This window comes from Roseibium sp. 10G30-5 (assembly GCF_055809635.1).
This window is the reverse complement of the sequence record NZ_CM147918.1, coordinates 1171278-1188086: the sequence shown is the minus strand read 5'-3', so window position 1 is coordinate 1188086 and position 16809 is coordinate 1171278. Positions and strand designations below refer to the sequence as shown.

The following is a 16809-nucleotide window of genomic DNA, read 5'->3' as shown; positions in this document are numbered from 1 at the left end:
TCAATCGGCACGTAACACAATTTGCTGTCTTCCATATAAAGAAAGACATGCACTCGCTGATTGTGGTTCTCACCACTTCTTGCCACTTTCGGGATATGGAATTGGCGACCTGCGCCCCCGATCCTGTCCGCCGCGCAAGCATCATAAGACTGGCAGAACGACGACTGCAAGTGAAACATGAGTGGTAATACTATTATTTCTTTTCTGTGACTGGCCATGTGGTTGGCCAATCGTCAATTTTACTGTTTTTAGCATCGCAGCTTTTCTGCGTCGCCTCTTCCAGCAACGCAAAGTTGTTGCCGATCCAGGTCCAGCGATCCCAGATGCCGCAGTCTGTGCTACCTGCGCCAAGGAAAACGCCGTCGAGCTCATGCGTCAATGTGTTCCACTTGGCGTTGTAAATCAGATCGGTTGCGACCGGTCCCACCTTGGACATGCGTGCGACCATCACTTGCTGGGCGTGGCTGTCTCCAGTCAGAAGAACTGCAATATAGGCAGTATTATAAGGTGTTGGGGCACCGCAAGGCAGCAGGTAAAGTTGCTTCTTGTCTTTGAGAGGGGCGGCCACCGCGTCAAGGCTTGGCAAAACTGTCGGGTCAATGTCCGTGCAGAAACGGTTGTCTGCCCATATCTTGGAAACCGGCTCGGGCAAAGTCTTGAAATTCTGGATCGGGTAGGCGTGTGGGGCGTCGCTTGCCGGTGCGTCGCCCTTCAGGATCAGGGCCGAAGCCGTCCCGTCCCGTTGCTGCCGCTTGTCCAGCCAAGGTTAGAGCCGAGGTCATGCCAAGCAGAGACACATCAATCCGGATTTCATTGTCTTTGACCGGTATCTTGTCTGTGGTCTTGTCCGATGTGTCATCGGCATCGGCTTTTGTTTTCGGCTTGTCGAGAACAGGCAGGATGACGGTCAGATTGCGCCCCTGCAGGAGGGCGTCCATGAAGGTGCGGGTGGCCGTGCCGGTCGGATACCAGAAGCCACCGCCGCCGAGAGGGCGGAAGCCAGCGGGCGACGGGATGTTCTTCTGAGCGTCAAGCAGTTCCGGAATCTTGAGGGCATCCACCTGCTTGCCGTCTATCAGGAATGTGATCGTGCCTTTCGGGTCGAATGAGGCATTTGCCGTGATGCGCAGCAGCGGCATGGAGTCTGCTTGCCAATTGCGCAAGATGCGGATGTCGAGCCATGTCGATTGTTCGCGCACGAAGGTCGAGGCGAAGCACATGCCTGAGTTGTTGCAGTCCGCCGTCCATTCCCGCCAGGAAGGGGCCGTGCGTCCCGCTTGTGCATTGGCAGCGGAAACCCCAATCAGAAGGATGGTGAGAAAACCGGCGACCCAGCGGAGCATCGTGTTCTTGAACCCTAAATGAGAAAAAGCGCAAGGCAAACTATCATGCAATTCAATCTTCTTGTACGAAAACACTTGCAGAAGGTGAAGCAAAGATCGACGCCAACGGTGCGATCGGGACAGCTTTACCCATCAATTCCCTGTTTCAGGGCTTAAATGGCGATCAGGAGGCTTTCTTGGCAGATGATACCCACCCCGGCGCCCGTGGCTCGCACGCGCTTCCGATTGAAATTGCAGTGATTCCCGTCACGCCTTTTCAGCAGAACTGTTCGCTGATCTGGGACAAGGAAACGAAACACGGAGTTGTTGTCGATCCAGGGGAGATGTGCCGGTCCTGCGCCAGGCAATTGCGCAGCTTGGTCTGACCATTGATCAGATCGTTATCACCCATGCGCATATCGACCATGTCGGCGGCGCTGCCGTGCTTGCGCAAGACCTGGGCGTAAAGATCGTCGGGCCGCATCTGGCCGACGAGCCATTGCTTGCACGTGTTGCTGATCAGGCGCGTCAATTCGGCGTGGAAGAGGTCCGGTCCTTTGTGCCGGATCGTTGGCTTGAAGACGGTGACACGCTGGAGATGGCGGGGCGGACCTTTGAGGTGTTGCATTGTCCGGGTCATGCGCCGGGGCATGTGGTGTTTTTCGACAAGGATTTGCGTCTGGCGATTTCGGGTGACGTGCTCTTTGCGGGGTCGGTTGGTCGCACAGATTTGCCCGGTGGCGACCATGCAACCTTGTTGCGCTCTATTCGTGACAAGATGCTGCCCATGGGAGATGATGTCACGTTTCTGCCGGGGCACGGTCCGTCATCGACAATCGGACAAGAGCGACTGACCAATCCTTTCTTGCAGGATTGAGCGAAACAGAGCACTGCGCCGTTAGATCGTGGCGCAGCGTGTTTCGCAGGGGCAGCGGTCTGTCAGAGAATTTTCTCCAGATCTGCCAAACGGTCATTGATCAGCCAGCCGTAATAATTCTCGCGTGGCCAGCGGTGGCCACTGCGGCGAAAGGCGGCGGCCCGCTCCCACGGATTGCCAAGATTATAAAGCGTGGCGGTGATGCCCAGGTTCTTGGAAATATCGACGTGGGCGACACTTTTATACGCATTGATGGAATCGCGAATGATCGCGGCCATGTAATCCAGCGACTTGTTGGGGTCCATCGTGGCGCGATACACGGATGAAGCGTCGTTTGCATCCAGCTTTGGATAGCCACTGACCCGGTGGACCATGTCGCTCATCTTGAGAATGGTCAGTGGGCTGAGCTGACCGAGGCCGAAACTCTGGCCGGAAAACAGTGGCTGAAAAAACGTTTCGTTGAAATTGGTGTTGGGATAGCGTTCGCCATCAACACGGTGACCACGAAAACGCGTGTTCCAGATGCGTTCATAGCACGTCCAGCGGCGTTCGCTGTTGTTCACAACAGAGGGTGCGCGGCAGCTGTCGAATTGCGTCTTCTTGACAAAATCCAACACATGAACGCCGTCATATTCGAACTCGATGTTGAGCCCGGAATAGGTCAGCGCTTTCATATAGTAAGATTGGGCATCATCGAGGGTGCTGTAATTGTAGGTATGCTCGCCCACAATGGCCCCTATCATATGGATCGGGTCGATATTGTAGCGTCCGGCTGCTGTTTTGATAGAGCGCATCAGGCCGCGGTCGTCATCGAGAACGTCAACAATCTTCTTGAATTTCTCATTATACGTCTTGTGAGCCGCTTGTGTGCGCCGCTTTGACGAATATGGAATGGTTGGTTGCGATGACATGCGATTTCCCGGAGGGTCCATCCGCATGGAAGCAGCCTGTGCCGACGTAATGCCGACCTGGGTCAGCGTCGTCACGGTCACTGCGGCCGTTAAAAAGCCTGCGGAGACGCTGAAAAGCCCTCCGGCAGATACAGCCGTGATGAAAAGGGAACCAAATCGTTTCAAGCGTCCGTCCACGCCTTGTCCTCCAGGCGAACTATTGTCAGTGATGTCAGGGCAGGGGGCAATGATGCCCGCCAAGCTTGGGCAGAATCGCATCTTGCCGACCGGACGCTCTACCGGCTTTCTGTCATTTATGAGGCAGAAGACCAGCGTGCTTTTACAAAACATTCCAGTGTCTCAGTTGCAAGTGGGGGCGGTCGGAAAACAGGCGGTCTTCCCGAGGTTTTGAAGAGGCGGTCTGTCTTGACCTGCCGCTACGGTGGGTTTTGTTTCCGTAGGTGCCGGTTGCGTTTCCAGGACCAGCGCTATAAGTCCGGTTTTCTGTGGTGGGCGCTTTGAATCTTCGGATATTTGCGTCTGCAAAACCTTGAAGAGCGTGAGGCGTTTTGACCCGCATTTCGGCTAATCTGTGTCTGCTGCTTGCGGCGGCCCTGTGGGGGTCTGCCTTTGTGGCGCAATCGACCGCAATGTCTCACATGGGGCCGATGACGTTTACCGGCCTGCGGTTCGTTCTTGCCTCTCTTGCCGTCGCGCCTTTTGCCTTGGCGGGAAATGCGGGCCCCGGGCGTCATGCCCTTGCGGCCACGTCAGGTGCGCGGCTTCATCTGGGTCGGTGTCGTGTTCTTTCTGGGGATGGGGTTGCAACAGGTGGGTCTGCTGACGACGACCGTTACCAATGCAGCTTTCTTGACAGCACTTTATGTCGTTTTGGTGCCGGTTCTTGCGCTGCTCTTATATCGTGAAGTGCCTCACGTGATTACCTGACCAGCGTGTCTTCTGGCACTTGGCGGCACCTGGCTTCTGGGTGGCGGTGATTTCGCAGCCTTGAGCAAGGGCGACATTCTGACAATCGTCTGCTCGGTTTTCTGGGCGCTTCAGGTCGTGCTGCTTGGCCATATGGCGCGTGTCTCGGCTCGTCCTTTGACCTTGTCGCTGGTGCAGTTTTCCGTTGTTGCCGTGATCGCTCTTGGGTTGGCGGTTGCGACGGAAGACCTGAATTGGGCAGCGATCCTGCAAGGAGCGCCTGAACTGCTTTATACCGGGTTCGTTTCTGGCGGGCTTGCGTTCTCGCTTCAGGCCATCGCTCAACCCCACACCCGCGCGGGTGAAGCGGCTGTTCTGCTGTCGGCGGAGGCGCTTTTTGGCAGTCTGTTCGGGATCGTGCTTCTGGGAGAGCGGCCGGGTGTGCTTGGTCTTGTCGGTTGCGGATTGATCATGACGGCCATTTTGGCGGTCCAGATCGTCCCCTTGCGCGGGGACCGTGCGGCTCGGCGCCGCGCGGGCGTTTGATCTCAGCGGGATCGTATGTACAGTGGCATCGCAGCCGCAGTGAGACGGGCAAGTGTGCCCGCCTTCTTCTCAGATCTCGGCGTTGTGACTGTCAGTGGCCGACGAGTTTGTTGCGCAGGGCTGGCTCATCCGTATGCGAGCCAAGCCAGATATCGAAAAAGGCACGGCTGAATTTGGCATCTGCGATGGTGCCAAGCTTCTGGCCTTTGGAGAAGAAAACTGCATTTCCCTTGCTGTCGCGCACGCCAATGATGGACTGGCCGGAGGACACATTGGGGAAGATTGCGCTCATCTCGCTCTTCCATTTCTTCAGATTGGCGTTGTTCTTATAGCCTTGGCTGCGGATCTCACTGATCGATTTATCGACAATGGAATCCGATTTGAAATCGCGCAGGTAGCTCAATTTCAGCGCGAACGGCTGCGAGGGTGAATATTTGCCCTGCGGTGCGTAAAGCGTAGCATCGAAGACGCTGAAGCCAAGGTACCGCAAGCGACCTTTGCCAACCACTTTGGCGGAGGGGACGATGGATTGTGCCCCCGATGGCAGGTCCTGCGCGGCGGCGGGTTCTTCAGCAAGGCTGAGGCTGGCGAAAACCAGAGCGGCAATGGCCACACCCTTTGCAGCATGCGTCAGCGGGCGGGTAAATGTCGTGCTGTTCATGATTTTCGTATCCTCCTCAGGGTGGTGGCTTCTTCTAAGCCTTGTGAAGGATACGCGCGACGAAGCGGCATGGATCCATCGACCGCCCGGATTTCTGGAGGTTTGATGTGATTGTGGGTGTTCTTTCAGGCCAGCGCTGCGCTGGCCTTGCGATTTCCGGTTAGCCACAGAATGACACGTTGCAGCAGAATAAAGCCAAGCAATAACAGACCGATGATGATCTTTGTCCACCAACTCGACAGGCTGCCGTCAAAGATCAGATAGGTCTGGATCAGACCCATGATCATGACACCAATGAAAGTGCCGATGATGAAGCCGCTGCCGCCGGTTAAAAGCGTGCCGCCAATGACGACCGCCGCAATGGCATCCAGTTCGACCCCAACCGTGGACAGTGAATATCCCGCAGAGGTGTAAAGCGAAAATACGATGCCCGACAATCCGGCCAGAAAACCAGAAAACGCATAGACGGCAACATAGGTTTTGCCGATCGGAACACCCATGAGTTTGGCGGTCTGTTCGCCTCCGCCAAGGGCATAGACGTTGGCCCCGAAGCGGGTGCGGTGGGCAATCACCATACCAACGGCCACGGTCAGGAGCATGATGACCCCGATGAGGGTGAGGCGCCCACCGCCCGGCACTTTCAGATACATGTCCTGGAGCGTGTCATAGAAGGGATGTTTGATGGGAATGGAATCCGTGGACAGCACGAAGGCCATCCCGCGCGCCAGAAACATGCCCGCCAATGTAACGATGAAAGGCGGCATTTCGAGCGTGTAGATGATGCCACCCATGAGGGCGCCAAAGGCGGTGGAGAGAATGAGGGCAAGGCCAAAGACCACGAGCGGGTGCAGGCCGGTGTTTTGCAGCATCACTGCAATGAACACGCCGGTGAAGGCAATCACTGAGCCGACCGACAGATCAATGCCGCCAGAAATGATGACAAAGGTCATGCCGACCGCAGTAATGCCGAGAAAGGCATTGTCTGTCAGCAGGTTGCCAACAACGCGCGTTGAGAGAATATTGGGATACTGCGCAAAGCTCAGGGCATAGGCAATGACGAAGACCGCAACCGTGGCGAGAAGGGGTAAATGCCGTGTTTTCATGACTTGGCCACCTTTCCTGTTGCAAGGCTTGTGCGTCTTTGGTGGGAGCGCATGAGGCGGTGTCGCAGCGAGGGCGACTGGATCAGCAGGATGAGAATGATGATCAGGGCCTTGATGACCAGATTGAACTCTGGCGGAAAACCCGAAATCAGGATGCCGGTGTTGATGGCCTGAATGATCAGCGCCCCCAATATGGAGCCCATCAGGGTAAAGCGTCCGCCAAGCAGAGATGTGCCACCGATGACGACCGCCAGAATGGCGTCCAGTTCCAGCCAAAGCCCGGCGTTGTTGGCATCCGCTCCCTTGATATCGGCGGCAACGACCACACCGGAGATCCCTGCACAGATGCCGGAGACCATGTAGACTGCAAGCAGCAGCACCAGTGTGTTGACACCAGCCAGATTGCTGGCACGGCGGTTGATGCCGATGGCTTCGATCATCAGGCCGAGGGCCGTTCGTCGTACCAGAAGGGCGGCGATTGCGGCGGCGGCAAGCCATAGAACGATGGGTGTGGGAATGCTGAGGACCGACCCGCTGCCCATGAAGACCAGGCCGGGGTTGGTGAAGGTGAGAATGGTGCCAGATGTGATCAACTGGGCAATGCCGCGACCTGCAACCATCAGGATCAACGTGGCCACGATGGGCTGAATGCCGCAAACCGCAACGAGGATACCATTCCAAAAGCCGCAGGCAAGACCTGCACCCAGCGCCAGCAGGATGGCTTCATCGGCGCTATGACCGCCGACGGCCGCCTGGGCCGCGACAGCGCCTGCAATGGCCATGACAGCGCCCACGGACAGATCAATGCCGCGTGTGGCGATAACCAGGGTCATGCCAATGGCAAGAAGACCAACGGGCGCACCACGGTTGAACACGTCGATGATGCTGCCATACAGATGTCCGTTGGACATCTTGATGTCGAAGAAGCCGGGGAACAGAATTGCATCAAGCGCCAGAACACAGGCCAGCGTGACCAACTGCGGGGTGAGGCGCAGCAAAGAGCTGCCGTGTTTCAGGCTCATGACGAGACGCCCTCCCTTGCGCGGGTCATGGATGTCGGTCGAGCGATGTCTGTCTCGGGAGAGGCGGCAATCGCGGCAACAATATTGCCAGTGGTGATGGCCTCGCCGGTCAACTCTGCGACATGCTGGTGATCGCGCACCACGATAACGCGGTGGCTATAGGCGGTGAGTTCTTCAAGTTCCGACGAAATCACCAGAAGTGACATGCCCTGATCGCAAAGATCCTCGATCAGGCGGATGATTTCCGCATGAGCGCCAACGTCAATGCCACGGGTCGGCTCATCAAGGATCAGGAACTCCGGATTGGTCGCCAGCCAGCGCGCCAGAATGACCTTCTGCTGATTGCCTCCGGACAATTGGCCGATGGGTTTGTCTCGGTCGCTGGTGCGAATATCCAGCGCTTTGATGTATTTGTCGCTCAACGCGTCCTGCTCCTTGCGGGGCAGAGGCTTCATCCAACCACGTCGTGCCTGCAAGGCCAGAATGATGTTTTCACGCACGGACAGATCGGCCACGATGCCATCGACCTTGCGGTCCTCCGGGCAAAAGCCATAGCCATTGGCAATGGCACTTGGCGCGGTGAGGAAATGCGGATCTTTCGGCCGTTGATGACGCTGTGCCCCTTGTCGGCGGGAAAAATTCCGAAGATGGTTTCTGCGGTTTCCGTTCGCCCGGCTCCCAGCAGTCCGGCCATGCCGATCACCTCTCCTCTGTGAACATCAAGCGAGAACGGCTCGATCATGCCGCTCCGCCCCAGTTCGTTGAAGGTAATAAAGGGCGCGCCAGAGGATCTGTCCGCGCGTGTGGCATGTGCTTCTGTGTCTTCAAGGTCGCGTCCAAGCATCAGCGAAACGAGTTCAAGACGGCTTGTCGCTTCTACCGAGCGGGTGCCGACGCTGCGGCCATTACGCAAAACGGTCAGCGTGTCGGCAATCTCGTAAACCTGATCGAGGAAATGCGAAATGAAGATGATGCCGAGACCGCGTTCGCGCAATTGGCGCACCACCCGGAACAGCATGTTGACCTCGTGAGCATCCAGGCTGGCAGTTGGTTCATCAAGGATCAGAACCTTGCCGGACAGATCAACTGCGCGGGCAACGGCAATAAGCTGCTGAATAGCGACGGAATAGGAGCCGAGTTCTCGGGTGACATCCAGATGCAGGCCGTAGCCATCGAGCAGCTTCTGCGCCTGCACGGTCATGCGGCGCGTGTCCGTCATTCCGAAACGACGAGGTTGCCGGCCTAAAAACAGATTGTCGGCAACGGAGAGGTTCGCGAGGAGATTGACCTCCTGGTACACAGTGCCAATGCCCAGATCCTGCGCTTCCAGCGTGCTGCCGGGATTGACCAACTGGCCATCGACCCGCATGTCGCCCCGGTCTCGCCGATAGGCTCCGGTGAGGCATTTGATCAAGGTGGACTTGCCCGCGCCATTTTCGCCCAGGAGTGCGTGGACGGAGCCGTGGTGCAACGTGAAATCGACGTCATCAAGCGCAAGAGCGCCGGGAAAGGACTTTACGATTCCGGTGGCCTGTAAAAGAGCGGAGTGGGACATTGGGGCCTCTACCGGTGTGAAGACAGTGTGTAGACACGGCAGTGATCCTGGCTGGACCCTATCCCAAGGTGTGCAGGTGATCTGCATAGGGACATTGCATCTGTGCTCATGTCATTGCGCAAGTTCGTCTTCAAAACAAATCATCAGAAAATTCCGGGCGATCCCTGCAAGAGAAGCCGCCCGGAAGACCAGTTCGGATTAGTATCCGAGATCTTTTTTGCGTTCGTAGACCTTCATCGGGTCGTCTGCTTGAGTGTAGAGCTTGGAGTCTGTCTGGATGAATTTCGGCGGTTGCTTGCCGTCCTTCATATAGGCGGCAAGGGCGTCAAAGGCCGGGCCCGCCATGTTCGGGGTCAGTTCAACGGTCGCATTGCTTTCGCCCTTCGACATGGCCAGGAAAATATCCGGCACGGAATCGATGGACACGACCTTGATGTCAGTGCCCGGCTTCAGCCCTGCTTCCTTGATGGCTTGAATTGCACCCACGGCCATATCGTCGTTGTGAGCGTAAAGCGCACAGATGTTCTTGCCGCCATCTTCGGCCTTCAGGAAGCTTTCCATGACTTCCTTACCCTTGGTGCGGGTGAAGTCGCCTGTCTGGCTGCGGATGATCTTGATGTTGTCATGATCAGCGATGGCCTGCTCGAAGCCTTTCTTGCGGTCGATGGCAGGCGAAGAGCCTGTCGTGCCTTGCAGCTCGACCACATTGCACTTCTTGCCGTCTTCGGCCTTGACCAGCCAGTCACCGGCGACGTTGCCTTCATGAACCAGATCCGATCCAACGGCAGTCAGATAGAGATCCTTGGGGCTGTCGACCATACGATCCAGAAGAATGACCGGAATTTCGGCATCCTTGGCTTCTTTGAGCACATTGTCCCAGCCGGTGGACACCACCGGAGCCAGCAGAATCGCATCAACGCCCTGGGCGATGAAGGATCGGATAGCCTTGATCTGGTTTTCCTGTTTTTGCTGCGCGTCAGCAAACTTCAGGGTAATGCCGCGCTCCTTGGCCTGTTGCTTGGTGAGGGTCGTTTCTGCGGCCCGCCAGCCGGATTCAGAGCCGATCTGCGAAAAGCCGACCGTCAGCGCATTTGCTGCAGTGGAAGCGCACGTCATTGCTGCCAGAATCGAGACTCCGGCCATGAATTTCTTGAATTTCATTGTTTCCTCCCAGAACAATGTGGATGGGAAGTCATGATGTCCATAAGGATTTACTTTTGTAAAGGGAGTAAAAAATCAGCTTGTCTCGCTATTTGAGACTATATATGAAATTACTTTGCGTTATTGTATTAATTAAACGTGATATTATTATTTAAAGAATTGAAAAGTATGATTTTTTCTGAAGTTCACCGACCATTCAAAAAGCTTGTAAAAATACGCAGAAAAATACTGAAGCAGTCGGGTTGGAGCCGGGGAGGCTGTGGCGATAGAGGTCAGCGCTTCGGGATGAAGCTGCCGCGTACCATCAGATCGAGCGGTGCCGTCTTCTGGGGAACGACAGCCTCTGGGTCGGTTTGGCGCGCTTCCAGTACTGCCGTCATGCCGACAAGCCGACTTTCATTGGTCAGAGAAGGCTGTGCGCCAGATCATTGACGTAATAGCCAAGCTCATCGGCAGCCTTCAGCACTTCTCCGCGAGTTGCCGGTGCCGCGCTGGTCCCGGCGTGAGTGTGCGAGACACAGCCGACCGTGACACTCCGGCTTTGCGCGCCACATGTTGGGCACTGACAAAGCCCGTTTGCGCCGGGCTTTTTTATCTTCTTGCATGGACGGTCCTGGGTCTCAGCGGCTAACGCGCATTAGATCTTTATCACGATCTCCGAAGCCTCTCGATCGCCTTGTCATTATGCCCCAGAACACGAAACGGGGCTAATGCGGTCTCGACACGCAGGCGGGACTGAGAAAGACCCTGTTTACTGCCCCGGTCGACCGCTTTTCTTCTTGCGTCCGCCGCGACGCTTTTCATCGGCTGGATCTTCATAGGATCCGGCGCCGATCTTGCCCCGAACGAGCGGCTTGACCGGATCTTCATGTAATCCAGGGGGCGATGCCTTTTTTGGGACTGCTCGGTCGGAGAGGGGAACCTCGGTACGCCCTACCGTCATTTCATCAAGCGTGTTCTTGCGCACCTTGGCGCTTGGGGCCGGGGTCGCCTTGGTTTTGGCATTGCGCGCACGGTCTGCTGCGGTCTCTTTCTTCTTTCCCGAAGCCCCAGCTTTGGTGCCGCCGGCCCCGAATGACTTGTCGCCCTGATAGCCCCCGGTCGAGGCCTCCAGACTGGATTGCCGGGACAAGGGATCGTCGGAGACGGCCAGCTCGGTATCGCGGAGGCGTTTGACTTCATCACGCAGGCGCGCCGCTGTTTCAAAGTCCAGATCGGCCGCAGCTTCGCGCATCTGGCGTTCGAGATCGTCAATATGGGCCGACAGATTGTGCCCAACAAGCGAACCCGGATCGGCAAAGCCGGTGTCTACCGTCACATGATCCTGTTCATAGACACTATTGACGATATCGCCGATAGAGCGTTTGACGCTCTCTGGCGTGATATTGTGTTCGACATTATAGGCAACTTGTTTCTCACGACGCCGATTGGTTTCTGCAATTGCACGCTCCATCGAGCCGGTCATTCGGTCGGCGTAGAGCACTACCTTGCCATCGACGTTCCGTGCCGCGCGACCGATGGTTTGTACAAGTGAGGTTTCAGACCGCAGGAACCCCTCCTTGTCGGCGTCGAGAATAGCCACCAGCGCGCACTCGGGAATATCCAGACCTTCGCGCAGCAGGTTGATGCCGACCAGAACGTCAAAGGCACCAAGGCGAAGATCACGAATGATCTCAATGCGTTCCAGCGTATCAATATCCGAGTGCATGTAGCGCACACGCACGCCATTCTCATGCAGATATTCGGTCAGGTCCTCCGACATGCGCTTGGTCAGTGTGGTCACCAGCGTGCGATAGCCCTTGGCCGCTGTTTCGCGCACTTCGCCCAGAAGATCATCCACCTGTGAGGTGGCGGGACGAATGTCGATGACTGGATCAACCAGTCCGGTTGGCCGAATGACCTGCTCTGCGAAGACGCCGCCGGATGCCTCCATCTCCCAGGACCCCGGTGTGGCAGATACGCACACCGTTTGAGGGCGCATGGCGTCCCATTCTTCGAAGCGCAGCGGTCGGTTATCCATACAGGAGGGCAAACGAAAGCCGTATTCCGCAAGGGTGGCCTTGCGGCGGAAATCGCCTCGGTACATGCCACCGATTTGCGGAACAGTGACGTGGCTTTCATCAGCGAAGACGATGGCGTTGTCCGGCAGATACTCGAAGAGGGTCGGGGGTGGCTCGCCGGGCGCGCGTCCGGTCAGATAGCGTGAATAGTTCTCGATGCCCTGGCAGGATCCTGTGGCTTCCAGCATTTCCAGATCAAAATGGGTGCGCTGTTCCAGTCTTTGGGCTTCCAGCAGGCGGCCATGGTCGTTCAATTCAGCCAGTCGCTGCTTCAATTCCGTCTTGATGGATTTGATTGCCTGCTGCAACGTTGGCTTGGGCGTTACATAGTGCGAGTTTGCATAGACCTTGACCTGCTTGAGATCGGCAGACTTGCGACCAGTCAGCGGATCGAATTCGGTAATCGCTTCAATTTCATCACCAAACAGCGAAATGCGCCAGGCGGTGTCGTCCAGGTGAGCGGGAAACAGTTCGATAGTGTCGCCGCGAACACGGAAAGTGCCGCGCTGGAAAGCCGCATCATTGCGCTTGTATTGCAGGGCAACGAGGTCGGCGATGATCTGGCGCTGGTCGATGCGTTCGCCGACTTCCAGTGCGAAGGTCATGGCAGTATAGGTCTCGACCGAGCCGATACCATAGATGCACGATACAGATGCCACAATGATACAATCGTCGCGCTCCAGCAGAGCGCGGGTGGCCGAGTGGCGCATTCGGTCGATCTGTTCGTTGATCGAGCTTTCCTTCTCGATATACGTATCCGTGCGCGGAACATAGGCTTCCGGCTGATAGTAATCGTAGTAGGAAACGAAATACTCGACCGCGTTTTCAGGAAAGAAGCTTTTGAACTCACCATAGAGCTGCGCCGCCAAAGTCTTGTTAGGCGCAAGGATGAGAGCCGGACGTTGGGTACGTTCGATGACCTGTGCCATGGTGTAGGTCTTGCCGGAGCCTGTCACACCCAACAGAACCTGCGTTTGTTCCTTGCCGTCGATGCCACCGACAAGCTCAGCAATCGCGCTGGGCTGATCGCCGCGCGGCTCATATTCCGACATCAGTTTGAGCGGGACGCCGCCTTCGGATTTCTCCGGTCTCTCCGGGCGGTGCGGCTGCCAGATCTCACCGTTCTTGTGAAGCGGGTTGCCGCTCTCGATCAACGCAGACAAAGCTTCTACCGTGGCAGTGGCGCCCTGATTGCCGCTCAGTTCGCCCAGCTTGTTGGTGTTACGCTTCTTGTTGTCTTTCAGATGCTTGGAGAGCTTGCCATTGGTTGCAGCCGACGTCTTCTTTGACGTCTCTGCGCCAGAGTCACGATCCGTCTGTTCCTGGGCGACGTCTGTCTTCGCAGAACCGCGCTTCGCATTGGGCTTGCCCTGTTTGGCGAACAGCTTTTCCGCGTCTTCCAACGAGATATCCAGCCCGGCCACGGGGTTCAGGCCACCAGCGGCTCGTTCGCGCGGATCTTGCGAGCTTCCCATGCTGGTACCGCGTGCCGAGCGGGCATTGGTCGTTTTCTTAGGGGAAGCCGCCCTGGCATTGTCCTTGCTGGGCGTTTTGGTGTTGCGTTCAGTGGTGTCCGCCTGATCCTTGGCAACGCGCGCTTTTGGCTCGGCATCCGTTTCAAGCTCTTTGGCCCATTCGGAAATACTGCCGGCCACAGGGGTGCCCGACAGAGGCGCTTGTGGCGCTTCGCCGAACCCGTCTTCCTGTGCGTTAGAGGGTGTCTTGGACGTGTCAGATTTGCTCGGCTTGCTCATTTCGTCAATATGGGGCGAAAGCGGCTTTTTTGAAAGAGGCTGGTTGCTGGTTTGTTCTTTTTAGAAAGAGAATTAGCCGTCGGCTATCTCGTTTGGCCAGGACTTGAAGATGTTTTGCCTATGCCAGCGCATATATTCCGGGTGAGGTCTATGCGCAGGGTTGAAAGGCACGATTGCCTTTCTGTCAGCCGTTAGAAGATGACCAACGTCGTAATTGAGATGCCTAGAGGCGAGGATTTTATAATCATCAGAAAGTGATAAAAGCCCTCTATCAAACATCCAATGGACTGTGCCGGAGAGTGCAATTCCGTTTTGAATTGAATCGTTTCCACCCTCTGCTACGGGGCGGATATGAGCTGCCTCTACTTCCGGTCGACCACGACCGTTGATAAGCCTGAGACCTGTGAACGCACATCGACGATCATATAGTTCACGAATGTGCTTCCGGAAGCGAATATCCCGGAATTTTCGATTAACTAGTTGAGATGTTGTGATGCGGGTCTCTGGAAGACCAGCTTCGTAGATATCAAGGTTCGCCGAGTTGGGTTGATCGTGAATAAATGCCGCAGATGTGTCATCCATCTCTCCTATATGAGAAATATAATCTGAGACGTTTTCTTCTTCATCTCGCCGATTTGGCCATCTTTCTGCTTCTGAGAGGCCCGCGGTGCAAATCACGGCGAAGACATCAGCTGTAATGATGCGGACCGCTTGGACTCTGTAGCCAGAATTTATTTGGCCTGAACTTGTAATGAAGCTAAGGTTCGAAGCCTCCGTCTAGTTTGCAGTCAACTGGAGCGTCAAAATTCAGGAAATTACCAAGTTCAGCATAATAGTGATCTGGCTTTTGTTTATCTTGCCTTATATTCAAAACCTGAGCGACGGCTGAGTAGTAACGGCCTCTTTCGAGCCCGATAGCTGGCCCATCGTAAATTATCCAGTCTGAAACGGTTTGTTCAACGCGCGACAGATATTGCTTTGGGAAGTGATAGCGGGTAGCAGGATCGTCATCGTAAATGCTATTGGGCTTATGATAAAAGACTGCGTTTGCCATGGGTCAACTAGGTTCATGATTTAAATGATAAAATAACCCTAGAACCTGCTTGTGGTTTGTCAAACCAAACATGCAAAGAGTTTAAGTTGCCATTGGTTAAAGGGGCGCGCGCATTTTAGCAGTTTCAGAGATAGGGTGGCCTTACATAAACGTCTGCTACATGTGGAGCGGTCCAATATGCTATGAACCAGTTATTGAATTTTCGAGTGAGTGGACGCGATTTTGAGGAAGTGGAACAAGCCTGAGGAGCCGCAGGATGACGGTGTTGTCAACCTGAGTGCCTTTCGCAAGCAGAAGCAGGATGAGGCGAAGAGGACTGCGAAAGCGGACGCGCGTGATCCGCGTCGCAAGGGGATCCTGCAGGCTGTTCTGATTGCGATTGTGCTGCTGATCGGATGGTGGATCCTGCGCTGATCAGCGGAACTCCTGATTGAGCAGGCTGTCAGGTCAGGCCCCAACGCGGCGCAGGAATTCCTTGGTGCGTGGATCTGTTGGCGTATCGAAGATCTGTTCGGGCTTGCCCTGTTCCACGATGCGGCCGCCTTCCATGAAAATGACACGGTCGGCGATTTCACGGGCGAAGCTCATTTCGTGCGTGACTATCAGCATGGTTTGGTGTTGCTCGGCAACACGCCGCATCAACTCCAGCACTTCGCCCACCCATTCCGGATCAAGCGCCGACGTGGGTTCGTCAAACAGCATCAGATCGGCATCCAGCGCCATGGCGCGGCCGATGCCGACACGTTGTTGCTGACCGCCTGAAAGGCTGGCGGGGTAGGCGTCTGCCTTGTCAGACAGGCCAATTTCCTTCAGAATCGCCACTGCACGATCGTCCGCCTGCTGACGCGGCATTTTTTTGACGACCACCAGGGCTTCCATGATGTTCTGCTTGGCCGTCTTGTTGGCAAACAGAGCATAGTTCTGGAAGACAAAACTGGTCCGCCGACGCAGGGACAGGATCTGGGTCTTGTCTGCCTTGGCTACATCAACGCTCAGATCTCCAACACGAATGGTGCCGGCTTCCGGGCGGTCGAGAAAGTTCAGGCAGCGCAGCAGGGTCGATTTGCCTGTGCCAGATGGTCCGATCACAACGATGCGCTCACCGGGAGCAATCTCAAGATCAATGCCATCGAGAATGGTCGCGTCGCCAAAGGCCTTGGTCAGCCCCTTGACGGAAATGCCTTGAGACTTGCTCATCGTGCATAGGCCTTGTTGAGGCGCACTTCGAGACGCCGTTGCAGGAAGGACAGGATCTCGACGACGACCCAATAGATCAGGGCCACATCCAGGAACGCTTCGAAATAGTTGAAGCTGCCAGCGGCTTCCTTGTTGGCGGAGCCCATCATTTCGGTCACGCCGAGGGTGAAGGCCAGCGACGTCGACTTGATCATGTCGATGAAGTAATTCACGAGCGTCGGCGCGGCTATGCGGCCCGCTTGTGGCAGAACGATACGCCGCATCATCTGCATGCGGGTCATGCCGATGGATTCGGCAGCTTCCCACTGACTGCGATCAACTCCGAGAATGGCAGCACGAATGCTTTCAGCCATATAAGCGGAAAAATGCAACGTCAGACCCATGATGGTCGCTGTTACGCCGTTGATCTGAGTCAGGAAAGAGAAGACTTGCGGCAGGCCGTAATAAAACAGAAACAGCTGCACCAGCAGCGGTGTACCACGGAAAAAGCTGATGAACAGAGCCACCAGCCGATCCAGAATGGGCAGACGCACGATCCGGATGACCGCCAGAATGGAGGCGAGCACCAAGGCGAAGGCCATGCCGATCACCGCCATGAAAAGCGTCAGCGGCAGGTTCTTCAGCAGGACCGGAAACAGGTCCAGCATGTAGTGAAAATCGAGCGTCTGCATGGTGTGTCC

At 56.0% G+C, this 16809-nt stretch carries 14 protein-coding genes and 4 pseudogenes; 5 read left to right on the top strand and 13 right to left on the bottom strand.

Annotated elements, in window-relative coordinates:
* Positions 1–193: 193 nt before the first annotated feature.
* Both AC0L7U_RS06055 and AC0L7U_RS06050 read right to left on the bottom strand, forming a co-directional pair.
* A complete protein-coding gene (locus AC0L7U_RS06055) occupies positions 194–715 on the bottom strand; it encodes a DUF1176 domain-containing protein (protein ID WP_473695685.1) in 522 nt (173 codons plus the stop codon).
* The gene (locus tag AC0L7U_RS06050) at positions 597–1343 is read right to left on the bottom strand and encodes a DUF1176 domain-containing protein (protein WP_473694589.1); all 747 of its coding nucleotides are present in this window, start codon (positions 1341–1343) and stop codon (positions 597–599) included. Before AC0L7U_RS06050 ends, AC0L7U_RS06055 begins: the two co-directional genes overlap by 119 nt.
* 176 nt (positions 1344–1519) lie before the next feature.
* Between AC0L7U_RS06050 and AC0L7U_RS06045 the strand changes: the two are divergent.
* Positions 1520–2199 (top strand): annotated as a pseudogene (locus tag AC0L7U_RS06045) (MBL fold metallo-hydrolase).
* Positions 2200–2261: 62 nt separating this feature from the next.
* Here AC0L7U_RS06045 and AC0L7U_RS06040 read toward each other — a convergent pair.
* Complete coding sequence (locus tag AC0L7U_RS06040) at positions 2262–3191, bottom strand: DUF1402 family protein (protein ID WP_473695683.1); 930 nt, start codon at positions 3189–3191, stop codon at positions 2262–2264.
* A gap of 530 nt (positions 3192–3721) precedes the next feature.
* Here AC0L7U_RS06040 and AC0L7U_RS06035 point away from each other — a divergent pair.
* The 3 genes and pseudogenes from AC0L7U_RS06035 to AC0L7U_RS06025 all read left to right on the top strand — a co-directional run.
* A pseudogene (locus tag AC0L7U_RS06035) lies at positions 3722–3766 on the top strand (hypothetical protein); the annotation flags it as partial.
* 58 nt (positions 3767–3824) lie between these two features.
* Positions 3825–4037, top strand: a complete 213-nt coding sequence (locus AC0L7U_RS06030; RefSeq protein ID WP_473695933.1) for a hypothetical protein — start codon at positions 3825–3827, stop codon at positions 4035–4037.
* 60 nt (positions 4038–4097) lie between these two features.
* Positions 4098–4562, top strand: a complete 465-nt coding sequence (locus AC0L7U_RS06025) for an EamA family transporter (protein WP_473694587.1) — start codon at positions 4098–4100, stop codon at positions 4560–4562.
* 91 nt (positions 4563–4653) lie between these two features.
* Here the strand turns inward: AC0L7U_RS06025 and AC0L7U_RS06020 are convergent, their stop codons facing one another.
* The 8 genes and pseudogenes from AC0L7U_RS06020 to AC0L7U_RS05985 form a co-directional block, all read right to left on the bottom strand.
* Positions 4654–5223 carry a chalcone isomerase family protein gene (locus AC0L7U_RS06020; RefSeq protein ID WP_473694585.1) on the bottom strand — a complete coding sequence of 190 codons (570 nt, stop codon included), beginning with the start codon at positions 5221–5223 and terminating at the stop codon, positions 4654–4656.
* A 125-nt stretch (positions 5224–5348) separates the two neighbouring features.
* Positions 5349–6326 (bottom strand): galactofuranose ABC transporter, permease protein YjfF, encoded by a 978-nt coding sequence (gene yjfF / locus AC0L7U_RS06015; RefSeq protein WP_473694583.1) that lies wholly within the window; start codon positions 6324–6326, stop codon positions 5349–5351.
* Positions 6323–7348, bottom strand: a complete 1026-nt coding sequence (locus AC0L7U_RS06010; protein WP_473694581.1) for an ABC transporter permease — start codon at positions 7346–7348, stop codon at positions 6323–6325. The genes yjfF and AC0L7U_RS06010 overlap by 4 nt, the downstream gene beginning before the upstream one ends.
* Positions 7345–8903: pseudogene (gene ytfR, locus AC0L7U_RS06005) on the bottom strand (galactofuranose ABC transporter, ATP-binding protein YtfR). The gene AC0L7U_RS06010 and the pseudogene ytfR overlap by 4 nt, the downstream one beginning before the upstream one ends.
* Positions 8904–9101: 198 nt before the next feature.
* The gene (gene ytfQ / locus AC0L7U_RS06000; protein ID WP_473694579.1) at positions 9102–10064 is read right to left on the bottom strand and encodes a galactofuranose ABC transporter, galactofuranose-binding protein YtfQ; all 963 of its coding nucleotides are present in this window, start codon (positions 10062–10064) and stop codon (positions 9102–9104) included.
* A gap of 371 nt (positions 10065–10435) precedes the next feature.
* Positions 10436–10616, bottom strand: a pseudogene (locus tag AC0L7U_RS05995) (LacI family DNA-binding transcriptional regulator); the annotation flags it as partial.
* Positions 10617–10815: 199 nt separating this feature from the next.
* Entirely contained in the window at positions 10816–13878 is a 3063-nt protein-coding gene (gene uvrB / locus AC0L7U_RS05990) for an excinuclease ABC subunit UvrB (protein WP_473694577.1), read from the bottom strand.
* A 72-nt stretch (positions 13879–13950) separates the two neighbouring features.
* Positions 13951–14460, bottom strand: coding sequence for an HNH endonuclease (locus AC0L7U_RS05985; protein WP_473694575.1), 510 nt, complete (start codon positions 14458–14460; stop codon positions 13951–13953).
* A gap of 694 nt (positions 14461–15154) precedes the next feature.
* Between AC0L7U_RS05985 and AC0L7U_RS05980 the strand changes: the two genes are divergently transcribed.
* Entirely contained in the window at positions 15155–15346 is a 192-nt protein-coding gene (locus AC0L7U_RS05980) for a hypothetical protein (RefSeq protein WP_473694573.1), read from the top strand.
* 33 nt (positions 15347–15379) lie between these two features.
* Here AC0L7U_RS05980 and AC0L7U_RS05975 read toward each other — a convergent pair whose 3' ends face one another.
* A complete protein-coding gene (locus AC0L7U_RS05975) occupies positions 15380–16129 on the bottom strand; it encodes an amino acid ABC transporter ATP-binding protein (RefSeq protein ID WP_473694571.1) in 750 nt (249 codons plus the stop codon).
* Positions 16126–16800 carry an amino acid ABC transporter permease gene (locus AC0L7U_RS05970; protein ID WP_473694569.1) on the bottom strand — a complete coding sequence of 225 codons (675 nt, stop codon included), beginning with the start codon at positions 16798–16800 and terminating at the stop codon, positions 16126–16128. Before AC0L7U_RS05970 ends, AC0L7U_RS05975 begins: the two co-directional genes overlap by 4 nt.
* Between the last annotated feature and the right edge of the window lie 9 nt (positions 16801–16809).